The following is a 20,395-nucleotide window of genomic DNA, read 5'->3' on the forward strand; positions in this document are numbered from 1 at the left end:
TCAAGAAAAATGAAAGGCAGGGCAGTGATCTGGGATTTGAGCTTTTTTGCAATCGCAGCCCCTGCAGTCGTCTTTGCTGGGATATCCAAAGGTGGATTTGGCTCTGGAGCGGCGTTTGCATCCGCGTCGATTCTTGCACTGATTTTGCCACCTGGACAGGCGTTGGGTCTGATGTTGCCGCTGCTAATGCTGATTGATGTCGCCACTTTAGGGCCCTATTGGCGCAAGTGGCATTGGCCGTCCGCAAAGCTCTTGATCTTAGGTGGGCTTCCTGGGATCATTATCGGCGCGTTGCTCTATCGCGTTGCGAATGATGATGTGATCCGTTTTTTGATCGGCGCAATGTCTTTGTTGTTCGTCATTTGGCAATCTGCAAAAGCGCGTGGTTTGATCAAGATCTCCGAGCGTCCGCTCAGTGACAAAGCCGGACTGCTTGCCGGGACAGCGGCTGGTTTCACCAGTTTTGTCAGCCACGCAGGTGGGCCACCTGTTGCGATTTACATGTTGTCACTGAAATTAAGCAAAACAGAATACCAAGCCAACACTGTGCTGGTTTTCTGGATTGTGAATGGCCTGAAGGCGGCAGCCTACGCGTTTCTAGGCATCTTTACGCTAGATTTACTGTTGGTAGATTTGGTCCTCGCGCCCTTTGCTTTGCTTGGGGCGTGGCTTGGCGTAAAGGCGCATTATTTGGTGCCTGAAAATCTGTTTTATGCCATAACTTATGTATTTTTGGCGATCACAGGCACCAAATTGATCTTTGACGCGTTGACTTAAGCATCGTTGCCTGCGGTTGGCAAAACTTCGAGCACGGCTTCAAAGCTTTGCCCCGATGCAACCAAACAAGTGGTGCCGTTGGTCATTGTCACCGTGATCGTCCAAGATCCGGTTTCTTGCGAAGAAAACGTTTCAACGACAGAGTTGTTCGCGCCAATCCCGATAGATTGACGCGCTTCGCCGTATTTGCTGGCCAATCGCTCCACCACAATGTCGCGGGGTGCGCAGTTTCGCGTGTTTTAGGCAAAGCCGGTTGTGGCTGCGAGTGCGAGAATTCCAAATCCGAGCGCACCAATAATCATTTGTTTATTCATAGCGTCATCCTTTTGAAAATGGCGCTGATTTCGCGTCCTAAGCGTGAGAGGAGGCGCGCCAATTTGGTCATAAGCCCGATCTCACAAAGCGCCCCTAACTGGGAGGGACTAAGAACGCTTTAGTAAGATCGATGAAAACCAGCATGCCTGAGCACTTGTATAGATAAGGTTAAAGTACCGTACGTTCTGCACGCACTAGAGTGGATTTTAGCCTTTTTCGCTGCGTCGCGGCATTTTCAGCTTGAATGAAATGAAAATAAATGCGCATCGTCACGCAACTTTATTACAAGCCTACAGACAGGACCTTCCCATGGATTTGCGTCAGCGCCCGTTTCGTTCCGTTCTTTACATCCCTGCATCCAAGCCGCGTGCTTTGGATAAGGCTCGTGGATTGCATGTCGATGCTATCATTTTTGACTTAGAGGACGCGGTTACGATCGATGAAAAGGTCGCAGCGCGTGCAACTTTGAAGGAAGCGCTTGATCAAGGGGGATACGGCGCGCGTTTCAAAATCGTTCGGATCAACGGCTTCGACACAAAATGGGGTGCGGATGACGCCAAGGCTGTTACAGACATGGGCGCAGATGCCGTTCTGTTGCCGAAAGTTGCAAGCCCCGCGGATCTTGACGCGCTGGCAGCGATCACCGGTGATTTGGCAATCTGGGCGATGATGGAAACGCCGCGTGGTATGCTAAACGCCAGCGCAATCGCGTCTCATTCAAAGCTTGAGGGTATGGTCATGGGCACCAATGACCTTGCGAAGGAATTGCAATGCCGTGCGCGCGCAGATCGTATGCCTATGCTTACGTCGCTTCAACTTTGCCTCCTTGCGGCCAAAGCTGAAGGGCTGGTTATCGTCGATGGCGTCTATAATGCGTTCAAAGATGATGAAGGCCTGAAAGCCGAGTGCGAGCAGGGGCGTGACATGGGGTTTGACGGCAAAACACTGATCCATCCTGCACAGGTGGCTGTCACCAACGACGCTTTCGCGCCAAGTGCCGACGAGATTGAATTGGCAGAGCGCCAGATCGCAGCATTCGAAGAGATTGAAGCCGCCGGCCAAGGCGTTGCGGTTGTAGATGGACGGATTGTGGAAAACCTACACGTTGCAAGCGCACGTGAAATACTGGCAAAAGCGAAAGCGATAGACGCGCTAACAAAGGAATAGCCAGCCATGACCCTTTTAATTCTCGGACTGATCCTGTGGAGCCTTGCCCATTTTTACAAACGTCTGATGCCCGCGCATCGCGCGAAGCTTGGAGAAAAAGGGAAAGGTCTTGTCACTATCGGGATCGTGCTTGGCTTGTTGTTGATGATCTTTGGCTACCGCTGGGCTGAGTTTATTCCGGTTTGGTCGCCACCTGCTTTTCTCACACATATCAATAACCTTTTGATGTTGGTGGCTTTGTTCGTCTTTGGCATGAGCGCGACAACAGGTCGTTTGCGCGGCAAGATGCGCCATCCGCAGCTGACGGCCGTGAAAATCTGGGCGATCGCGCATTTATTAGTAAATGGTGATCTCGCCTCAATCGTTTTGTTCGGCGGTATGTTGGTTTGGGCGGTTCTGTCGGTTATTTTGATCAACCGCAGCCAAGAGTGGGTGCGCCCCGAGCCCGGTGATCCCAAGAAGGACAAGCTGCTGATCATTATTACTGTTGTCTCTTTTATCGTGATTACAGTGATTCATGCGCTTTTGGGCGTCTCACCGTTCGGGGGCTAGGACATGAGTAAGATTTACCGCTTCCTCAGCGAGGACGACACATCCGCGTTTTGCCACAAAGTTAGCGATGCTTTGGCGAAGGGGTGGGTGCTCTATGGCTCGCCTACGCAAACGTTCGATCCTGTTAAAGGCATCATGCGCTGCGGTCAGGCAGTGACTAAGGATGTCGATGCCGAGTACACATCAGAGATGAAATTAGGGGCTCAATGATGCTCAAAACCAACGCGGGCCGCTTTTTCGAAGATTATGCTATTGGTGATGTGATCCACCATGCGGTGCCGCGCACTGTGTCAGGTGGTGAGCGCGCGCTTTATCACGCGCTTTATCCTGCACGCCACGCGCTTTATTCATCCGATACCTTCGCGCGGGCGAGCGGGCTACCTGAATCCCCGCTCGATGATTTGGCTGCATTTCATGTGGTTTTCGGAAAGTCCGTTCCTGATATTTCGCTAAATGCTGTTGCCAATCTTGGTTATGCAGAGGGTCGTTGGCTAAAGCCTGTTTATGCGGGTGATACGCTGCGTTCTGTGTCTGAGGTGATTGGTCTTAAACAGAACTCTAGTGGTAAGACCGGAGTGGTTTATGTGCGCACGTCTGGGGTTAATCAAAATGATGAACCCGTCATGCAATTCGTGCGCTGGGTCATGGTACGCAAACGCGATGAACATGCGCCCGCACCTGAAACTGTCGTCCCAGAGCTAAAGGGCACTTTAGACATCTCAGATCTTGTTATCCCAGATGGGCTTGATTTCACCAACTACGATACGACACTTTCTGGTGAGCCGCATCGCTGGGATGACTATAGAATTGGCGAGAAGATTGATCACGTGGATGGCGTTACGATCGAAGAAGCGGAGCACATGATGGCGACGCGTCTTTGGCAAAATACAGCGAAAGTGCATTTTGATGCGACGCATCGTGATGACGGACAGCGCTTGATTTACGGCGGTCACGTGATTTCGATGGCGCGTGCATTGTCGTTCAATGGTTTGGCAAATGCGCAGATGATTGTTGGGCTAAATGGCGGCGCGCATGCAAACCCATGTTTCAGTGGGGACACGGTGCGCGCGTGGTCTGAGGTGCTCGACAAAGCGGATACAGATGCGCCGGGTGTAGGTGCAGTGCGGATGCGTTTGGTGGCCTATAAGGGTGATGCTGCATTTCAGTTGAAGCAGGAAAATGGCAAATACATGCCGCAGGTTCTACTGGATCTCGATTACTGGGCGGTGATGCCAAAGTGATCCGCGCATGTATTTTGTCTTTGGCACTTTTCCCACTGCCGGCGCTGGCAGATTTTACCGAAAACAACTTGCTCGCTATCTTTTACCATGAACTTGGGCATGCGGTGATCCATCAAATGGACGTTCCGATCTTTGGCCAAGAGGAAGATGCCGCGGATTCATTGTCGATCCTTCTGATTGATGCGCTTTATGAAAGCGATGATGCTGAAGTGATTGCTTATGACAGTGCGAGTTTGTTCTGGGCGGAAGCGCAAAACGAACCTGCGTTCTGGGACACGCATGGGCCGGATGAACAGCGATATTTCAACACGGTTTGCTTGTTTTATGGCGCTGATCCCGACGGGCGCGAAGAGTTCGCGCAGGATTTGGAGTTGCCTCAGGAGCGTGCGGACGGTTGCGAAGACGAATTTGCGCTGGCTGCTGACAGTTGGCATGCGGTGCTGGATGATATGAGTGCGCATGCCGGTTTCACAGGCCAGTTAGTGCTCGGCGGCGAGGCTGAGATGCCGATGATTGCACAGGAAATCAAAGCGTTGAACGCTGAATTCAAATGGCCGCGTGATATATCGGTCAAAATTGAAGGCTGCGGCGAGGCGAATGCGTTTTACGATCTGGATGCACAGAGCATTACAATGTGTCGTGAACTCGTAGGCTGGCTTGATGATGTTGCGACTCAGCTTGGGGTAAATTAGAAATTTGTGATCACGCAAACTTTGCGTGTGATCACAAATTTGGAAATTTCTGCAAATTGTGCCAATTTACCGCGCGTTGTTTATCCCCTGTTAGGTGACAGCAGCGAATAATACGCTAAAACAGACGTAAGGGACACGAAAAGGAAACAGCCATGGCTGATGTGAACAGGGGCAATCGCCCGCTCTCACCGCATCTATCTATCTATCGTCCGCAATTGACGTCGATGACTTCCATTCTCACACGGATCACAGGCAATGCGATGCTCATTGCTGCGCTACTGATTGTTTGGTGGTTTTTGGCCGCTGCAACATCGGAAAGTTACTTCGCAGTTGCAAACGGCTTCCTGACCAGCTGGTTCGGCGATTTGGTCCTGTTCTTCTCGCTCCTTGGCATGTGGTATCACACGCTTGCAGGTGTGCGTCACTTGATCTGGGACAATGCGATTGGCCTTGAGATCGAAACAGCAGAAAAGATGGGCTACGCGGTTATCGGCGGCTCTATCGTGCTGACGCTTCTCACAGTCATCATCATTTAAGGGAGCGCGAGACATGGCATTCTTAACAGACCGTAAACGCGCAACCGGTATGGGCAGCGCAAAATCTGGGACACATCACTTTTGGTCGATGAAGGTAAGCTCTGTCGCTTTGCTCTTTCTCGTGCCGATGTTCATCTTCACCTTTGGCGGGATCCTTGGGTCCAGCTACGCAGAGGTCACAGCGTACTTCGCGCGACCCTTCCCAGCGATTGTTGCAGCATTGACGATCCTTGTTGGGTTCAAACATTTCAATGACGGCGCGCAGGTGCTGATTGAAGACTACGTGCATGGTCTCATGCAGAAAGTCCTCATCATTCTCCTCACATGCCTCAGCTACGGCGCAGCAGCGGTTGGCATTTTCGCTATCGCTAAACTCGCCCTTTAAGTTTCGGAGCATCCCAGATGGCAGCTTATGAATATGAAACCCACGACTATGATGTTGTGGTGGTTGGCGCTGGTGGCGCTGGTTTGCGCGCGACGCTTGGCATGGCAGAGCAGGGTTTGCGCACCGCTTGCGTAACCAAAGTGTTCCCAACACGTTCGCACACAGTCGCGGCGCAGGGCGGCATTGCCGCGTCCTTGTCCAACATGGGGCCTGATAACTGGCAGTGGCATATGTATGACACTGTCAAAGGCTCTGATTGGCTGGGTGACACAGACGCGATGGAATACCTTGCGCGCGAAGCGCCCAAAGCGGTTTATGAGCTTGAGCACTACGGCGTGCCCTTCTCGCGCACGGAAGAGGGCAAAATTTATCAACGTCCTTTCGGTGGTCACACGACAGAATTTGGCGAAGGCCCTCCCGTTCAGCGCACATGCGCTGCTGCGGACCGCACAGGTCACGCCATTCTGCATACGCTTTACGGTCAGTCCCTAAAGAACAACGCGGAATTCTATATTGAGTATTTCGCGATTGATCTGATCATGTCCGAAGACGGCCAATGCCAAGGCGTTGTCTGCTGGAAGCTCGACGACGGCACGATGCATGTCTTCAACGCGAAGATGGTTGTGCTAGCGACAGGTGGCTATGGCCGTGCCTATTTCTCAGCCACCTCTGCGCACACTTGCACGGGCGACGGCGGCGGCATGGTTGCGCGTCAGGGTCTTGCGCTACAGGATATGGAGTTCGTGCAGTTCCACCCGACGGGCATTTACGGTTCTGGCTGTCTCATCACCGAAGGTGCACGTGGGGAGGGCGGTTATCTCACCAACTCTGAAGGCGAGCGTTTCATGGAGCGTTACGCGCCCAACTACAAAGACCTCGCGCCGCGCGATTACGTGTCACGTTGCATGACGATGGAGATCCGCGAAGGACGCGGCGTTGGCTCGGGTGGGGATCATATTCACCTGAACCTGTCGCATCTCCCTGCTGATGCTCTCGCAGAGCGCCTGCCGGGTATCTCAGAGAGTGCCAAGATTTTCGCGGGTGTAAACGTCAACAAAGAACCGATCCCAGTTCTGCCGACGGTTCACTACAACATGGGCGGCATTCCTACGAACTACTTTGGTGAGGTGTTGAACCCGACTGCGAAAGATCCCAATGCTGTTGTGCCGGGTCTTATGGCTGTTGGCGAAGCAGGGTGTGCCTCTGTTCACGGTGCGAACCGTCTTGGTTCTAACTCGCTTATTGACCTGGTCGTCTTTGGCCGTGCGGCTGCAATTCGCGCGGGTAAGGTCGTGGATGCAGATGCAGGAAGTGCGACACTGAACCAAGCCTCTGTTGACTACGCGTTTGACCGTTTTGATGGTTTGCGCAACGCCAATGGTGCTACACCGACGGCAGAGTTGCGCCTTGAGATGCAGAAAACCATGCAAGAAGACGCAGCAGTCTTCCGCACGGATAAGACGCTTAAAGAAGGCGTTGAAAAGATGACGAACGTTGCCGCAAAAGTAGATGACCTCAAAGTGACGGATCGCTCACTTGTGTGGAACTCTGACTTGATGGAAACGCTGGAACTGACAAACTTGATGCCGAATGCTTTGGCGACGATTGTCGGTGCTGAAGCACGCAAAGAAAGCCGCGGTGCACACGCGCATGAGGATTACGCGACACGCGATGATGAAAACTGGCGAGTGCACACGATCAGCCGCGTCGATGGCAAGGACGTTGCCTTGAGCCACCGGCCAGTTGTGACAGACCCGCTGACGTCCGAAGCACAAGGCGGTATTAGGTTGACGAAGATCGCACCTAAAGAGCGGACGTTCTAATGCGTGTCTTGATAGCATTGTCTGTCGCTGTTTCGCTTGGCGCTTGCGTGCAAGCGAATGATGCAGCCGATACAGTTGCGCGCAACACTGCAAAAGGTGTTGTGAACGGTGTGGTTGCTCAAAGGTTTCCAGGGGTGAACGCTGCACCTGTGACCGATTGTGTGATTGATAATGCATCGCGCTTTGAAATTTTCGACATCGCAAAGGCGGGCGCAACGGGTGTCACGCCCGAGACCGTCGAAACTGTAACGACAATCGCATCGCGCCCTGAAACGGTGCAATGCATTTCCAAAAACGGCCTAGGCCTGTTTCTGTAAAGGAGTGAGACGATGGTACAACTGACCCTCCCCAAGAATTCCCGTATGACGACTGGCAAAACTTGGCCAAAGCCGCAGGGTGCGAATAATATCCGCAAGTTCCAGATTTATCGCTGGAACCCTGATGATGGCAAAAATCCGTCTGTTGATACGTATTGGGTCGACATGGACAATTGCGGCCCGATGATTTTGGACGCGTTGATCAAGATCAAAAACGAGATTGATCCGACGTTGACGTTCCGTCGCTCCTGCCGTGAAGGGATTTGTGGCTCTTGCGCGATGAACATCGACGGCATCAACACGCTGGCCTGTATTTACGGTATGGATGAAGTGAAGGGTGACGTGAAAATTTACCCGCTGCCGCATATGCCTGTGGTGAAGGATTTGATCCCCGATCTGACTCATTTCTATGCTCAGCACGCATCTATCATGCCGTGGCTTGAGACGAAGACAAATCGCCCTGCGAAAGAGTGGAAGCAATCCATTGGGGATCGCAAGAAGCTTGATGGCTTGTATGAATGTGTGATGTGCGCATGTTGCTCAACGTCCTGCCCATCGTATTGGTGGAATGGTGATCGTTATCTTGGGCCAGCAGCATTGCTGCATGCGTATCGCTGGATCATTGATAGCCGTGATGAGGCGACGGGCGAGCGTTTGGATGAACTCGAAGATCCATTCAAACTCTATCGTTGTCACACGATCATGAACTGCGCAAAGACATGCCCGAAGGGGCTAAACCCAGCGCTGGCAATCGCAGAAATCAAGAAAATGATGGTTGAGCGTACCGTTTAAGCGCGCGATTTTTCTAGAAAAGTCAGAACAGCCCGTCGTACTCTGGTGCGGCGGGTTTTCTTATGCCCGAAGACAAGGAGAGCAAAATGCCAAACCAACCTAGCGACGCTGAAGCGCGATGGAATATTGAACCCGTCATTTGTTATCCTGTCGATGGTTTGCCGCGCCGCGACATGACCCTTTACACCGATGCGCGTGAGGGTGCGACGAAAATCAGTGAAACCCTTGTGCCTGCACGCGATGCGCGTACGTTTGATATACCTGCGGGCCATTTCTTTCGCATGTCCTGCCCTGAGGGGCCTCAAGTTGGTGATCTGAACCTGTGGAATGCAAATGACTTAACAGAGCGGTTTTACACAGGAAAAACCCGCGCTCTGCATGGGACGCATATTACCAAGGGCGAGAGTATGTGGAGTTCTTTTCCAAAACTGCGCCCGATGGCGACTGTGACGACAGATACGCTGGGCTGGTATGGAATTGATCCTTATGGCGGCTCTGTTCACGACGTGATTGGAACGCGTTGTGATCCGTATACGGGCAATTTATTGTCTGGAACCCACTATCATCACTGCTGTCATTCCAATCTGACGCGCGCGCTTGCGAATCATTTGGGAGTACCTTTGAACGAGGCGGAGCCGCATGTGCATGACGTTTTAAACGTCTTTATGTGCACAGGATTTACGCGCGACACTGGGCAGTATTTCATGAAAGCCAGCCCAGTGCGGACGGGCGATTATTTAGAACTATTCGCTGAAATCGACCTGCTTGGCGCGTTGAGCGCTTGTCCCGGTGGGGATTGCTCAGCTGAGCATTCTAGCGATGAAGCGCAGTGCCATCCGCTTTTGGTTGAAGTGTTTAAACCGCGTGAAGGTGCGCTCGAAGGGTGGGAGCCGCCGCAACCCAATGGGTACGACGGCACACATGGTCGCTAGGCGAAGGCCGCTTCTAAAGCGATCTCAACCATCTCGCCAAAACTGCTTTCGCGATCCTTGGAGGGGAGTGCGTCGCCTGTGATCAAGTGATCCGACACGGTTAAGACAGCCAGCGCGCGCGCATCGTAGCGGGCGGCGAGCGTGTAGAGCTCGGCTGCTTCCATCTCGACACCCAAGATGCCGTGGCGCGTCATTTGCTCGTTCAGATCTGGGCGCTCATCATAGAAAACATCTGCAGAATAAATGCCGCCCACATGAGTTTTCGTGCCTTTCGCTTCCGCCGCAGTCACTGCTGCGCGTAGCAGGCCCCAATCGGCACAAGGCGCGTAGTTCAACTCTTTGAAAAAGCCGAGTGAAGGAGTGGAGAGGGTGGATGAGGTCATTGCGATAATGACGTCGCGAATTCCGACGTAGGGCTGCATTGCGCCACATGATCCGATGCGAATAAGCGTCTTTGCGCCGTAATCTTTCAGAAGTTCGTTCGCGTAGATCGATAAAGATGGCATGCCCATCCCGCTTCCTTGGATCGTGACGCGATTTCCTTTCCAAGTGCCAGTAAAGCCAAGCATCCCACGCACTTCATTGACGAGTTCCGCACCCTCCAGAAAGGTCTCAGCCGCCCATTTTGCGCGATATGGATCGCCCGGCATAAGCACGGTTTCAGCGATCTGGTCAGGCTTTGCGCCGATATGAATGGTCATGAGGGGATCCTAGCGTTTGTATTGCACAAAAACGGTTTTGCTTGCGATGCGATCATATAGCTGACGCGCGGTTGTGTTGAATTCTTGGGTCATCCAATAGACAGTTGGTGTTTGGCCTTGATCAGCGACATCATAGACATGTTCGATCAAGGCACGCCCAACACCTATGCCGCGTACGGAGGGATCAGCGTAGAGATCCTGGAGATATATAACGTCCTCTATCCTCCAATTATGTGGATGATAAATCCAGTGGACGAGCCCTATGGGGCGATCCTCAAAGAGCGCAAGCGCGCCGCATTGCTGTGTGTTCGCAGGGTCGATAAGCCGTTCAAAAGTAGTGACATAGACGTCTTCGTTGACCGAGCTTTCATAGAACTCGAGATAAGCGGTCCAAAGTCGGCGCCAATCTGCCTCATCGGTTTGTTCAAGCGGGCGTATTTTAAGAGATGTGTTCATGCACGCGACGGTAGGGCCGCCGCGCGAAAGGGTCAATCACTCAGCAGCAATCGCTGCAGGATCAGCCAGTGTAACGATGTCTTTCATGATTGCGTTCAGTTCAAAGTCTTTTGGCGTGTAAACGCGGGCCACACCCATTGCGCGCAAGCGTTCTGCATCATCATCAGGGATGATCCCGCCAACGATAACAGGGATGTCGCCAAGACCTGCTTCGCGCATGCGTTTCATCATGTCCTCAACCAATGGAATATGACTGCCCGACAAGATTGATAAGCCAACGACATGCGCGCGGGTTTCCAAAGCGGATGCAACAAGTTCCTCAGGGGTGAGGCGGATGCCATCATATTCAATATCCATGCCGCAATCGCGTGCGCGGAATGCAATCTGCTCAGAGCCATTAGAATGCCCATCAAGGCCCGGTTTGCCAACGAGGAACTTCAAACGTCGACCCAACTTATCGCTTACGACATTTACGGCATCGCGGATATCATCAAGGCCTTCGGTCTTGTTTGACACGGACGCAGAAACGCCAGTTGGTCCACGATACTCGCCGTGAACCGTGCGCATTTGCGCCGCCCATTCGCCCGTCGTCACCCCAGCTTTCGCAGCCTCAATAGAGGCAGGCATGACGTTTTCGCCTTTGCGCGCAGCCTCTCGCAAGGCCGCAAGAGCGTTTTGAACGGCGGCGTCATCGCGGTTCGCGCGCCATTGCTCAAGCCGTGTGATTTGTTCATCTTCTACGGCAGGATCGACAACCATGATGCCGCCGTCCTCAGTTTGAAGTGGTGATTGCTCACCCTGTTGCCATTTGTTCACGCCCACAACGATGGTCTCATTGCGCTCGATCTTGTTCAAGCGATCCGCGTTGGAATCAACAAGGCGCGATTTCATGTAATCGATCGCGTCAATCGCACCACCCATTGACCCAAGGTTGGCAAGTTCAGCGCGCGCGCCAGATTTCAGTTCTTCAACCTTGCGGTCTACCGCTGGATTTTGATCGAAGAGATCGTCAAATTCCAGCAGGTCAGTTTCATATGCAAGGATCTGTTGCATCCGCATGGACCATTGCTGATCCCACGGACGTGGCAGGCCGAGCGCTTCGTTCCATGCGGGCAATTGCACCGCACGCGCACGGGCGTTTTTTGACAGGGTCACAGCGAGCATTTCCAGCAAGATACGGTAGACGTTGTTTTCCGGCTGCTGCTCGGTCAAGCCAAGTGAGTTGACCTGAACGCCATAGCGAAAGCGGCGCATCTTTGGGTCTTGTACGCCGTAGCGCTCAAGGCAAATCTCATCCCATAGATCAACGAAAGCGCGCATTTTGCACATTTCAGTGACGAAACGGATACCCGCGTTCACGAAGAAAGAGATACGACCGACGAGCGTCGGAAAATCCTCAGCAGGGACGCGCGGGCGCAATTCATCCAGAACGGCAGTGGCCGTCGCGAGGGCAAACGCCAGCTCTTGCTCTGGCGTCGCACCAGCCTCTTGCAAGTGATAGGAACACACGTTCATCGGGTTCCATTTGGGGATGTTCGTGTAGCAATACTCAGCCACATCTGCGATCATCTTGAGCGAAGGTTTTGGCGGGCAAATATAGGTGCCGCGCGAGAGGTATTCCTTGATCAGGTCATTTTGCACGGTGCCTTGCAGCTTTGACGTATCAGCACCCTGTTCCTCTGCGGCGGCGACATAAAGTGCAAGCAACCAAGGGGCTGTCGCGTTGATTGTCATCGATGTGTTCATGTCCTCTAGAGGAATCTGATCAAACAAAGTGCGCATGTCACCCAAGTGGCATACTGGTACACCGACCTTACCAACTTCGCCGCGCGCGAGGACGTGATCGCTGTCATAGCCCGTTTGCGTCGGCAGATCGAAGGCGACAGACAGACCTGTCTGGCCCTTCGCCAAGTTGCCACGATAGAGCGCGTTAGAGGCTTTGGCCGTCGAATGGCCTGCATATGTTCGGATGAGCCAAGGGCGATCTTTTTTCACAGCGTTGGATGTGTTGGTCATATCGGCCCTCATGAATCATCTTGGTAATTATATTACGTTTGAGCTTGTATATCTGCAATTTTGCGCAAGTGTCAATTCGCTGCGTCGCGGCATTTGGGGGTGCGTTTCAGAGCGTGTAGCGCATTTCGGTTGCGCTGCTAAATCCAAACAGATGTTTGAGCGGTCCTAGCGATGTGGTCTTGCCCGTAACAAATCCTTCGCGCTTATAGAGTGCTTTTGCGCGAGGATTGCTGTCGATCACATCAAGGCGCACATCAGAGCAGTCGCGCGCACGGCCTTCGTCCTTGATTGCGCGCAGCAAAGCGGTACCAAGCCCCATGCCGCGCGCTTGCTTGGTTACGCAAATCCCATCCATCAAGAGAGAGCGGTCCTCAAGATCACGCTCAAGGAAAGAGAGCAACACAGCGCGCCAGCTTGCACTTAGAATGCCATAAACAGCGCTGAGATCGGAGAAACCGCCGCCAATAAGCCCGCCCTGTGCAGTCTTGAAACCCGCGATGCCAAGCAAAACGTCATAATCGTTGCGTGCGCAAAGTGCAAAACGTGGGTCAGCAACGCGCGCAAGGAAGGCGATGCCTTTGGTGTTTGGTCCAAGCCCCAAAGTTAGTTTTCGCGAAAACGCTTCCCAATAAAGTGCGGCAACGACTTCTCGTTCGTTTTCGGTGAAACCTGATGTGATGCGAAAGGCAGACATATCTTCTCAATCCTCATACAGCGCTAATAAACATATTTACCCTCCGCCTCCTTGCTGCAAGGGTCGCGCGATGATGCAAACTGTGGAAATTCCTGTTTGGCTGTTTGGCCTGATCCTGCTTTTTGCGGTTGTTACGTTTGCATCGCATTTTCTGTTCCCATCCGTGCGCTGGTTTTTTCGCCGTCGCATGGAGCGTGTCGTTAAACGCGTCAATAAGCGGCTGGAGCGTCCGATTGAGCCGTTCAAATTGGCACGGCGTTACGACATGATCCAACGTTTGATCTATGATCCTGATGTGAGCCAAGCGATTGCGGATCATGCGCGCCGCAATGGCGTGCCTGAAAATGTAGCATTCGAGCAAGCGCGCAAGTATGCGCGTGAGATTGTGCCGTCCTTTAGTGCGACAGCCTATTTCGGCTTTGCTATTCGTTTGGCCAGAGGCTTGAGCAATGCGCTTTATCGTGTGCGGCTTGGGTATCATGATGATGCCGGACTAAGCGCGCTTGATAAGGATGCTACAGTTGTGTTCGTGATGAACCATCGCTCGAACATGGACTATGTGCTGGTGACCTATCTAGCGGCAGAGCGTTCTGCGCTGGCTTATGCTGTTGGCGAATGGGCGCGTGTTTGGCCGCTTAGTCGTTTGATCAAGGCGATGGGTGCTTATTTTATACGTCGTAAATCGCGCGGTGACTTATATCGCCGTGTTTTGGCGCGCTACGTACATTTGGCGACGCAAGCAGGTGTCACACAAGCGATGTTCCCAGAGGGTGGCTTGTCTTTGGATGGTAGACTTGCAGCACCAAAGTTAGGTTTGTTGAAATACATTACGGATGGGTACGAAAAAGACGGACGCGAAGTGCTCTTCGTTCCTGTCGCATTGAACTATGATCGGGTGTTGGAAGATCGCATTCTCATGGCAGCCGATGCAGCTGGAACACGGCGCTTTCGAGCGCGGATTAGTGTGGTCGCGGGCTTTTTCGTGAAACAGCTTTGGCTTCGTCTGAGCGGTAGATTTCACCGCTTTGGATATGCCGCCGTGAGCTTTGGCCCGCCGGTGTCTTTGCGTGCGCATGTTCATAAGTGTGGCGCACCAGATGCCGAAGTGCTCGCAAAGGAGCTAATGGCTCATATTGCAGAAATCGTTCCTGTTGTTCCGGTTCCTTTGCTTGCCTCCGTAATGCAAGACCGCGACAGCATTTCCAAAGCGGATTTGGCGGGCTTGATGCAAGAAGAGCTTGGCAAGATGAAAAGCGCGCATGTGCATATGCCGCGCGGTGAGATAGAATACAGTGCCGAAATTGCTCTCAAACATCTCAACGAACGGCGCATTTTGCGCAACGAAGGTGATCTCATCGTGGTCGATGAGAAGCAGCGTTTTGCGCTGCGCTATTACGCCAACAGTATCGAGCATCTCAAATCGTAAAGATGCGCGTGCAGCATAATGCTGCGGCTGCTGGGTTATAAAATTACAAAAAATGACTTTCTAGAGTTGCATTATTGCTTTGACGCCTCTAGTCAATCTTGGAGGCGACGATTCTGCGTTGCGGCAATTTGAAATTAAGGGAGGCCGACATGGCTTTGGATACTGAAACTGGGATTATCGCTTACGATGCACCTGAAAAGGACCTGTATGAGATGGGTGAGATGCCACCGCTCGGATATGTTCCAAAGTCGATGTATGCGTGGGCCATCCGCCGCGAACGTCACGGAGAGCCGGACACGGCCATGCAGCAAGAGGTGGTTGATGTTCCCACGCTTGATAGCCACGAAGTGCTGGTCCTCGTTATGGCAGCGGGTGTGAACTATAATGGAGTTTGGGCTGCTCTTGGTCAGCCGATCTCTCCGTTTGATGGGCATGGTCAGCCGTTCCACATCGCGGGTTCTGATGCTGCGGGTATCGTTTGGGCGGTAGGTGACAAGGTAAAGCGCTGGAAGATTGGCGATGAAGTGGTTGTGCATTGCAATCAAGACGATGGCGATGATGAACACTGCAATGGCGGCGACCCAATGTTCTCCACGTCTCAGCGCATCTGGGGCTATGAGACGCCTGATGGCTCTTTCGCGCAGTTCACGAATGTTCAAGCGCAACAGTTGATGCCGCGTCCAAAGCATCTGACGTGGGAGGAAAGCGCATGCTACACGCTTACACTCGCGACTGCCTACCGGATGTTGTTCGGTCATGAGCCACATGATCTGAAACCGGGCCAGAACGTTCTGGTTTGGGGTGCCTCTGGTGGCCTTGGGTCTTATGCGATCCAGTTGATCAATACAGCGGGTGCAAATGCGATCGCGGTTATCTCGGATGAGGACAAGCGCGACTTCGTTATGGGTCTTGGTGCCAAGGGCGCGATCAATCGCAAGGATTTCAACTGTTGGGGACAGCTGCCAACAGTAAACACGCCTGAATATGCCACGTGGTTCAAAGAAGCACGCAAGTTCGGCAAGGCAATTTGGGATATCACGGGTAAAGGCGTGAATGTGGACATGGTGTTTGAACATCCTGGCGAAAGCACATTCCCGGTATCATCCCTCGTATGTAAAAAGGGTGGGATGGTCGTGATTTGCGCGGGCACCACCGGCTTTAACTGTACGTTTGACGTGCGTTACATGTGGATGCACCAGAAGCGTTTGCAAGGCAGTCACTTCGCCCATCTCAAGCAAGCTTCTGCTGCGAACCACCTGATGGTTGAGCGTCGTCTTGACCCATGCATGTCAGAAGTTTTCGAGTGGGACGCGTTGCCGGCGGCGCATATGAAAATGCTTCGCAATGAGCATAAGCCAGGCAATATGTCTGTTCTTGTGCAATCCCCAAAGACTGGTTTGCGCACATTTGAAGATGCATTAAACGCTAAATAGCGCAATCTTGTTTCCATTTGAGAAACAGTAGCGCCCGCGAATCACTTTTGTGCTCGCGGGTGTTTTGCTTTGAAGGGTTCGTTTCAATGCTTCCAATGCATTGAAAATGCCGTCCTCACTATTTCTGGGGAGTTGTTTTCCGTGACTACCTCTTATTAATCCACTCATGCTAAGGTTGTGTTAACTTTTCATTAACCCCTAATAGCGAGAATCATAATCATGAATAACAATTGGATATTGGACGTTCTGACAGATCTGAAAAAGTTCGCGTCTCTCAATGGCCTTTCGGCGCTAGAGCGGGAACTCGATAGCACCCATAGCGTTGCATCTGCAGAGTTGGACATGATGATGGAAAGGCCAATCCTTGGCTCAAAATTGGCACCAAGTGGATGTGGACAGCAACCTAGCCGCGCTCGAACGCGCAGCAGGGCTTGAAGATCTTCAATCAGTTATAGTCGACCTATGCGAAGCGTACCGTGTTGATCATATGGTCTATCATTGGGTGAACAGCCAAGGGGATCAATACGGTTGTGGCACCTATTCGCCTGATTGGGTCGCGCGTTACTTAGAACAAGATTATTTGCGGATCGATCCGGTTATTCTTGGCTGTTATCAGCGGTTTCATCCTGTTGATTGGAAACGATTAGATTGGTCGTCAAAGCAAGCGCGCGTGTTTCGCAGAGAAGCGATAGAGCACGGGGTTGGCAATCAGGGCTTTTCCATTCCGATGCGGGGACCAAATGGGCAATATGCGCTCTTTACAGCGTCCCATTCTTGCTCTGATGATGAATGGCAGATCTTTAAGAACCTGAACCGACGACCGCTGATATTGATTGCGCATTTCTTTAATCAAAAGGCTCTGGAATTTGAGCCTGAACGGGTGCCTCCCGCCTCGCGTACGCTTTCCCCTCGTGAAATCGATGCCATGACGTTTCTTGCCATGGGGTTTAATCGAGCCAAAGCTGCAGACACCATGGAAATCTCGGAACATACGCTGCGTGTCTATATTGAATCAGCACGCTTTAAACTGGGCGCGGTGAATACAACCCATGCCGTTGCCCGCGCGATGAGCCGTGGATTGATTGTTGTTTAAAAGGCAAGTCATCGCGCGCTTTGTTTACATCGGTTAAAGCCGACAAGGCCATCGTTTCCATCACACAGATGGGGATGAAGACAATGATCAGATATCTATATGCCAAAGAGCTAGAGGCGTTGCCTGAGCTAAAGAACTCGATGTTTCGCGACCGTGCGGATCAGTTCAAGACGCGTTTAGGTTGGGACATTACTGTTGATGACGCGGGTTTTGAGCGTGATGAGTATGATGATTTGAACCCGCTCTATGTCATCTCTCAACAAGCCGACGGCTTGCATGGTGGATCTATGCGCATGTTGCCAAGTACAGGGCGCACCATGGTGAATGAACATTTTTCAGATATTTTGGGTGGTGGTGATGTGCGTAGCCCAGAAATCTGGGAATGTACGCGATTTTGTCTCTCTCGCTCAGCGCAGCCCCGCACGGCCGCAGCGCTTATGCTTGCGGGGGGTGAGATTATGGAAAACTTTGATGTCCGCCATTTTGTGGGTGTTTTTGACGCGCGGATGGTCCGCATTTACCGCATGATTGGAGCGAGCCCTGAGGTGTTGGGGAGCACCGGTGACGGACGTGCAAAGATCAGTGTCGGATTGTGGTCCTTCACCGATGAAGCAAGGGTGCGCGTCGCTCAAAAAGCTGGGATTTCGCCTGCTCTTTCGCGTTTATGGTTTGAGCGCGCCTTCGGGCGCGAGCAGCTCGCATTGGCACAAAGTGCATAAGTGAAGAAACCAGCGCTGGTGATTTGTTAGGGGCGCAGATACCTTGCGCCCCATGACATTACCCGCTCTTACTCTTTCTGATGATCAAGCGGCCGCCTTTGATGCGGTGACCGAAATGTTGCGGTCTGCTGGCATTGATCTAGAGGACTCCCTGCTCATGCCACCGCAAGGACCGGACCAAAGCGTGATGGCTTTGATTGGTAAAGCGGGGTCAGGTAAAACACTACTTTTGGCAGAACTTTATAAAGCGCTTGAAGCTGCGGGTGTTGGCATTGTTTCAGGCGAATTTGAGAGCCGAAAAAAGAAAGACAAACGCACGCTTGCGATATTGGCCCCGACCAACAAAGCGGCTTTCGTACTTCGCATGCGCGGTGTTCCCGCGACGACGATCCATCGCATTCTTTATACACCCGTCTATGACCCTGAATATGAAAAGGTCGCAGAATGGCTTGCGGGTCATGGCGAACGTCCAAGTATCGAAGGGTTGACTGATGAAGCGCTGGACCGCGCGATGGAGTTCTATCAGCTCAACAAATCAGTCCCGGGTGCACTGGCGACTGCTGGTCTGCGCGGCTCAGATTTTATCACAGGCTGGAAGCGGCGCGAGGACCCGTTGGATATCGGCTTTGTCGACGAGTCTTCGATGTTGGATGAGAAGCAATTCAACGATCTTAAAGAGATTTTTCCGACACTTGTCCTGTTTGGTGATCCTGCGCAACTTGCACCGGTTAACCAATCGGGCGCCATGGTATTTGATGGTCTAACGGGTCCACGCAAGTTGGAACTGAGCCGCATTCACCGTCAAGATGCTGACAACCCGATCCTTGATCTCGCCCACGCGCTTGCAGATCCGAAGCTTGATTTTCAAAGTTTTGAGCAGATGGTGGAAGAGGCCGCGCGCAAAGATGATCGTGTCGTTTGGGGCCAGCGGGTCGAAGTGGATCTAATGGCGCGTTCACCCGTTTTGGTTTGGCGCAATGCGACGCGGATCAGGTTGATCAACGCCTTTCGCTCAGTTCACGGCGCACCTGATGATGCGCTGCTTGAGGGCGAGCCGTTGATTTGTGATGGTATTGAGCTGCCATTGAAGCACCGCAAGAAGCGCCTTGATCTCGAAGCGCGCGGACTGATCAAAGGGGCTCAGGTGATCTATCTTGGGCCTGGGCGAAAACCGGGCTTTTCGCGACTGCACGTTATGGGTGCCGAGGATCCACAAGTCTCCGCTGCGTCGATCGTGAAAATAGAAATGCCGGATGAGGAAGAACCGTTCATTCCTTTCGCTGCCCGCATGGGGGCAACGTTTTTGCACGGTGCAGCAGTTACCATCCATAAAGCGCAGGGCAGCCAATGGGACACCGTTCAGGTGTTTTCGCCTGATTTATTCGTCGCGGCGCGTATGGGGCGTGTTGAAGCGGGCCAGCCTTTGTGGAAGCGCTTGGCTTATGTTGCAATTACACGGGCGCAGGAGCGTTTGATTTGGGTGACACGCAACCGTTTGTCACGCCCGACTGGGGCTTTGCGTGTAGATGACTTACGTGCCACGCCCGCAGCACCACTGACTTTGGAGAGTGAAGAGATATGAAGAGCATTTTGATAACGGGTGCGAGTTCCGGCATTGGCTTGGCGACAGCTGAGCTTTTTTTGAATGAGGGCTGGCGTGTTGGACTCTTGGCACGGCGCGAAGAACTGCTGGAAGATGTCGCGTCACGCTATGATACGGCTGTGGCCCTGCCAGCGGATGTCACGGATGAGCAAGCGGTCAAAGAGGCGGTCGCAGGCTTTGTGGATGTTGCTGGCCGCTTGGATGTTTTGTTCAACAATGCTGGAATGTTTGGCAAACAGGCTGAAATTGATGAAATCAGCTTTGCGGATTGGCGCGCAGTGGTTGACGTTAATTTACACGGCATGTTCCTTGCAGCGCAAGCAGCCTATGCACAAATGAAAAAGCAAGATCCAAAAGGTGGCCGGATTATTAACAATGGGTCTATTTCGGCGCATAGTCCGCGTGAAAATTCAATTTCCTATACAGCAACAAAGCACGCGATAACGGGTATGACCAAGACGTTGTCTTTGGATGGGCGTGAGCATGACATTGCGTGTGGACAGATAGATATCGGCAATGCGCGTACGGCTCTGGTGACGGATCTAGATGAGCGGCGTGCCAAGAACGGGCTTGAGCCTTTACCATCAATGGATGTCGGCGAAGCAGCACGTGCAGTTTTGCATATGGCGAACTTGCCGCCTGAAGCGAATGTTCAGTTTATGACCATTATGGCAACAAAGATGCCCTTTATTGGGCGTGGATAGGGGGCCAGCCCCCGTCGGCAG

General features: G+C 52.5%; 22 protein-coding genes and 1 pseudogene. 18 read left to right on the forward strand and 5 right to left on the reverse strand.

All coding sequences use genetic code 11. From position 1 onward, the window contains the following. Window positions 1-9: 9 nt before the first annotated feature. Complete coding sequence (locus ACTG3Z_RS06075) at window positions 10-777, forward strand: sulfite exporter TauE/SafE family protein (RefSeq protein WP_439141925.1); 768 nt, start codon at window positions 10-12, stop codon at window positions 775-777. On the opposite strand, the pseudogene ACTG3Z_RS06080 reads toward ACTG3Z_RS06075, so the two are convergent. Then, window positions 774-1,013, reverse strand: a pseudogene (locus ACTG3Z_RS06080) (hypothetical protein); the annotation flags it as partial. The gene ACTG3Z_RS06075 and the pseudogene ACTG3Z_RS06080 sit on opposite strands and share 4 nt — an antisense overlap. A 388-nt stretch (window positions 1,014-1,401) precedes the next feature. On the opposite strand from ACTG3Z_RS06080, the gene ACTG3Z_RS06085 reads away from it, so the two are divergent. The 11 genes from ACTG3Z_RS06085 (at window position 1,402) to ACTG3Z_RS06135 (ending at window position 9,529) form a co-directional block, all read left to right on the forward strand. After that, window positions 1,402-2,259 carry an HpcH/HpaI aldolase/citrate lyase family protein gene (locus tag ACTG3Z_RS06085; protein ID WP_439141926.1) on the forward strand — a complete coding sequence of 286 codons (858 nt, stop codon included), beginning with the start codon at window positions 1,402-1,404 and terminating at the stop codon, window positions 2,257-2,259. Window positions 2,260-2,265: 6 nt separating this feature from the next. After that, a complete protein-coding gene (locus tag ACTG3Z_RS06090) occupies window positions 2,266-2,811 on the forward strand; it encodes an NnrU family protein (protein WP_439141927.1) in 546 nt (181 codons plus the stop codon). 3 nt (window positions 2,812-2,814) lie between these two features. Then, entirely contained in the window at window positions 2,815-3,021 is a 207-nt protein-coding gene (locus ACTG3Z_RS06095; protein WP_439141928.1) for a DUF1737 domain-containing protein, read from the forward strand. Then, on the forward strand, window positions 3,021-4,052 hold the full coding sequence (locus ACTG3Z_RS06100; RefSeq protein WP_439141930.1) for a MaoC family dehydratase: 1,032 nt from the start codon (window positions 3,021-3,023) through the stop codon (window positions 4,050-4,052). Before ACTG3Z_RS06095 ends, ACTG3Z_RS06100 begins: the two co-directional genes overlap by 1 nt. After that, window positions 4,049-4,744 carry a DUF4344 domain-containing metallopeptidase gene (locus ACTG3Z_RS06105; RefSeq protein ID WP_439141932.1) on the forward strand — a complete coding sequence of 232 codons (696 nt, stop codon included), beginning with the start codon at window positions 4,049-4,051 and terminating at the stop codon, window positions 4,742-4,744. The genes ACTG3Z_RS06100 and ACTG3Z_RS06105 overlap by 4 nt, the downstream gene beginning before the upstream one ends. A 152-nt stretch (window positions 4,745-4,896) precedes the next feature. After that, entirely contained in the window at window positions 4,897-5,280 is a 384-nt protein-coding gene (gene sdhC, locus ACTG3Z_RS06110; RefSeq protein ID WP_375264297.1) for a succinate dehydrogenase, cytochrome b556 subunit, read from the forward strand. Between the two features lie 13 nt (window positions 5,281-5,293). Further along, window positions 5,294-5,665 carry a succinate dehydrogenase, hydrophobic membrane anchor protein gene (gene sdhD / locus ACTG3Z_RS06115; protein ID WP_439141934.1) on the forward strand — a complete coding sequence of 124 codons (372 nt, stop codon included), beginning with the start codon at window positions 5,294-5,296 and terminating at the stop codon, window positions 5,663-5,665. A gap of 17 nt (window positions 5,666-5,682) precedes the next feature. After that, window positions 5,683-7,488: a succinate dehydrogenase flavoprotein subunit gene (gene sdhA / locus ACTG3Z_RS06120; RefSeq protein WP_439141935.1), complete on the forward strand. Its 1,806-nt coding sequence runs from the start codon at window positions 5,683-5,685 to the stop codon at window positions 7,486-7,488. Continuing rightward, window positions 7,488-7,805 carry a succinate dehydrogenase gene (locus tag ACTG3Z_RS06125; protein ID WP_439141936.1) on the forward strand — a complete coding sequence of 106 codons (318 nt, stop codon included), beginning with the start codon at window positions 7,488-7,490 and terminating at the stop codon, window positions 7,803-7,805. Before sdhA ends, ACTG3Z_RS06125 begins: the two co-directional genes overlap by 1 nt. A 12-nt stretch (window positions 7,806-7,817) precedes the next feature. Beyond that, window positions 7,818-8,597, forward strand: coding sequence for a succinate dehydrogenase iron-sulfur subunit (locus tag ACTG3Z_RS06130; RefSeq protein ID WP_375264293.1), 780 nt, complete (start codon window positions 7,818-7,820; stop codon window positions 8,595-8,597). Window positions 8,598-8,683: 86 nt separating this feature from the next. Further along, entirely contained in the window at window positions 8,684-9,529 is an 846-nt protein-coding gene (locus tag ACTG3Z_RS06135; protein WP_439141938.1) for an urea carboxylase-associated family protein, read from the forward strand. Here the strand turns inward: ACTG3Z_RS06135 and deoD are convergent. From deoD to ACTG3Z_RS06155, 4 genes are all read right to left on the reverse strand, one after another. Next, window positions 9,526-10,230 (reverse strand): purine-nucleoside phosphorylase, encoded by a 705-nt coding sequence (gene deoD / locus ACTG3Z_RS06140; RefSeq protein WP_439141939.1) that lies wholly within the window; start codon window positions 10,228-10,230, stop codon window positions 9,526-9,528. The two genes, ACTG3Z_RS06135 and deoD, sit on opposite strands and share 4 nt — an antisense overlap. 9 nt (window positions 10,231-10,239) lie before the next feature. Next, window positions 10,240-10,686, reverse strand: coding sequence for a GNAT family N-acetyltransferase (locus ACTG3Z_RS06145; RefSeq protein ID WP_439141940.1), 447 nt, complete (start codon window positions 10,684-10,686; stop codon window positions 10,240-10,242). Between the two features lie 36 nt (window positions 10,687-10,722). Beyond that, the gene (locus ACTG3Z_RS06150) at window positions 10,723-12,702 is read right to left on the reverse strand and encodes a methylmalonyl-CoA mutase family protein (RefSeq protein WP_439141941.1); all 1,980 of its coding nucleotides are present in this window, start codon (window positions 12,700-12,702) and stop codon (window positions 10,723-10,725) included. A gap of 106 nt (window positions 12,703-12,808) precedes the next feature. Beyond that, the gene (locus tag ACTG3Z_RS06155; RefSeq protein WP_439141942.1) at window positions 12,809-13,396 is read right to left on the reverse strand and encodes a GNAT family N-acetyltransferase; all 588 of its coding nucleotides are present in this window, start codon (window positions 13,394-13,396) and stop codon (window positions 12,809-12,811) included. 70 nt (window positions 13,397-13,466) lie between these two features. Between ACTG3Z_RS06155 and ACTG3Z_RS06160 the strand changes: the two genes are divergently transcribed. From ACTG3Z_RS06160 to ACTG3Z_RS06185, 6 genes are all read left to right on the forward strand, one after another. After that, entirely contained in the window at window positions 13,467-14,822 is a 1,356-nt protein-coding gene (locus ACTG3Z_RS06160; RefSeq protein WP_439141943.1) for a 1-acyl-sn-glycerol-3-phosphate acyltransferase, read from the forward strand. 149 nt (window positions 14,823-14,971) lie between these two features. Continuing rightward, complete coding sequence (gene ccrA, locus ACTG3Z_RS06165; RefSeq protein ID WP_375264287.1) at window positions 14,972-16,255, forward strand: crotonyl-CoA carboxylase/reductase; 1,284 nt, start codon at window positions 14,972-14,974, stop codon at window positions 16,253-16,255. A gap of 364 nt (window positions 16,256-16,619) precedes the next feature. Continuing rightward, window positions 16,620-17,348 carry a helix-turn-helix transcriptional regulator gene (locus tag ACTG3Z_RS06170; protein WP_439141944.1) on the forward strand — a complete coding sequence of 243 codons (729 nt, stop codon included), beginning with the start codon at window positions 16,620-16,622 and terminating at the stop codon, window positions 17,346-17,348. An 83-nt stretch (window positions 17,349-17,431) separates the two neighbouring features. Beyond that, the gene (locus ACTG3Z_RS06175; protein WP_439141945.1) at window positions 17,432-18,067 is read left to right on the forward strand and encodes an acyl-homoserine-lactone synthase; all 636 of its coding nucleotides are present in this window, start codon (window positions 17,432-17,434) and stop codon (window positions 18,065-18,067) included. A gap of 52 nt (window positions 18,068-18,119) precedes the next feature. Further along, window positions 18,120-19,649 carry an ATP-dependent DNA helicase gene (locus ACTG3Z_RS06180; protein ID WP_439141947.1) on the forward strand — a complete coding sequence of 510 codons (1,530 nt, stop codon included), beginning with the start codon at window positions 18,120-18,122 and terminating at the stop codon, window positions 19,647-19,649. After that, a complete protein-coding gene (locus ACTG3Z_RS06185; RefSeq protein WP_439141949.1) occupies window positions 19,646-20,374 on the forward strand; it encodes an SDR family oxidoreductase in 729 nt (242 codons plus the stop codon). Before ACTG3Z_RS06180 ends, ACTG3Z_RS06185 begins: the two co-directional genes overlap by 4 nt. Window positions 20,375-20,395 lie beyond the last annotated feature (21 nt).

It is taken from the genome of Planktotalea sp. (genome assembly GCF_965659345.1).
In the GTDB taxonomy this organism is placed as follows: domain Bacteria; phylum Pseudomonadota; class Alphaproteobacteria; order Rhodobacterales; family Rhodobacteraceae; genus Planktotalea.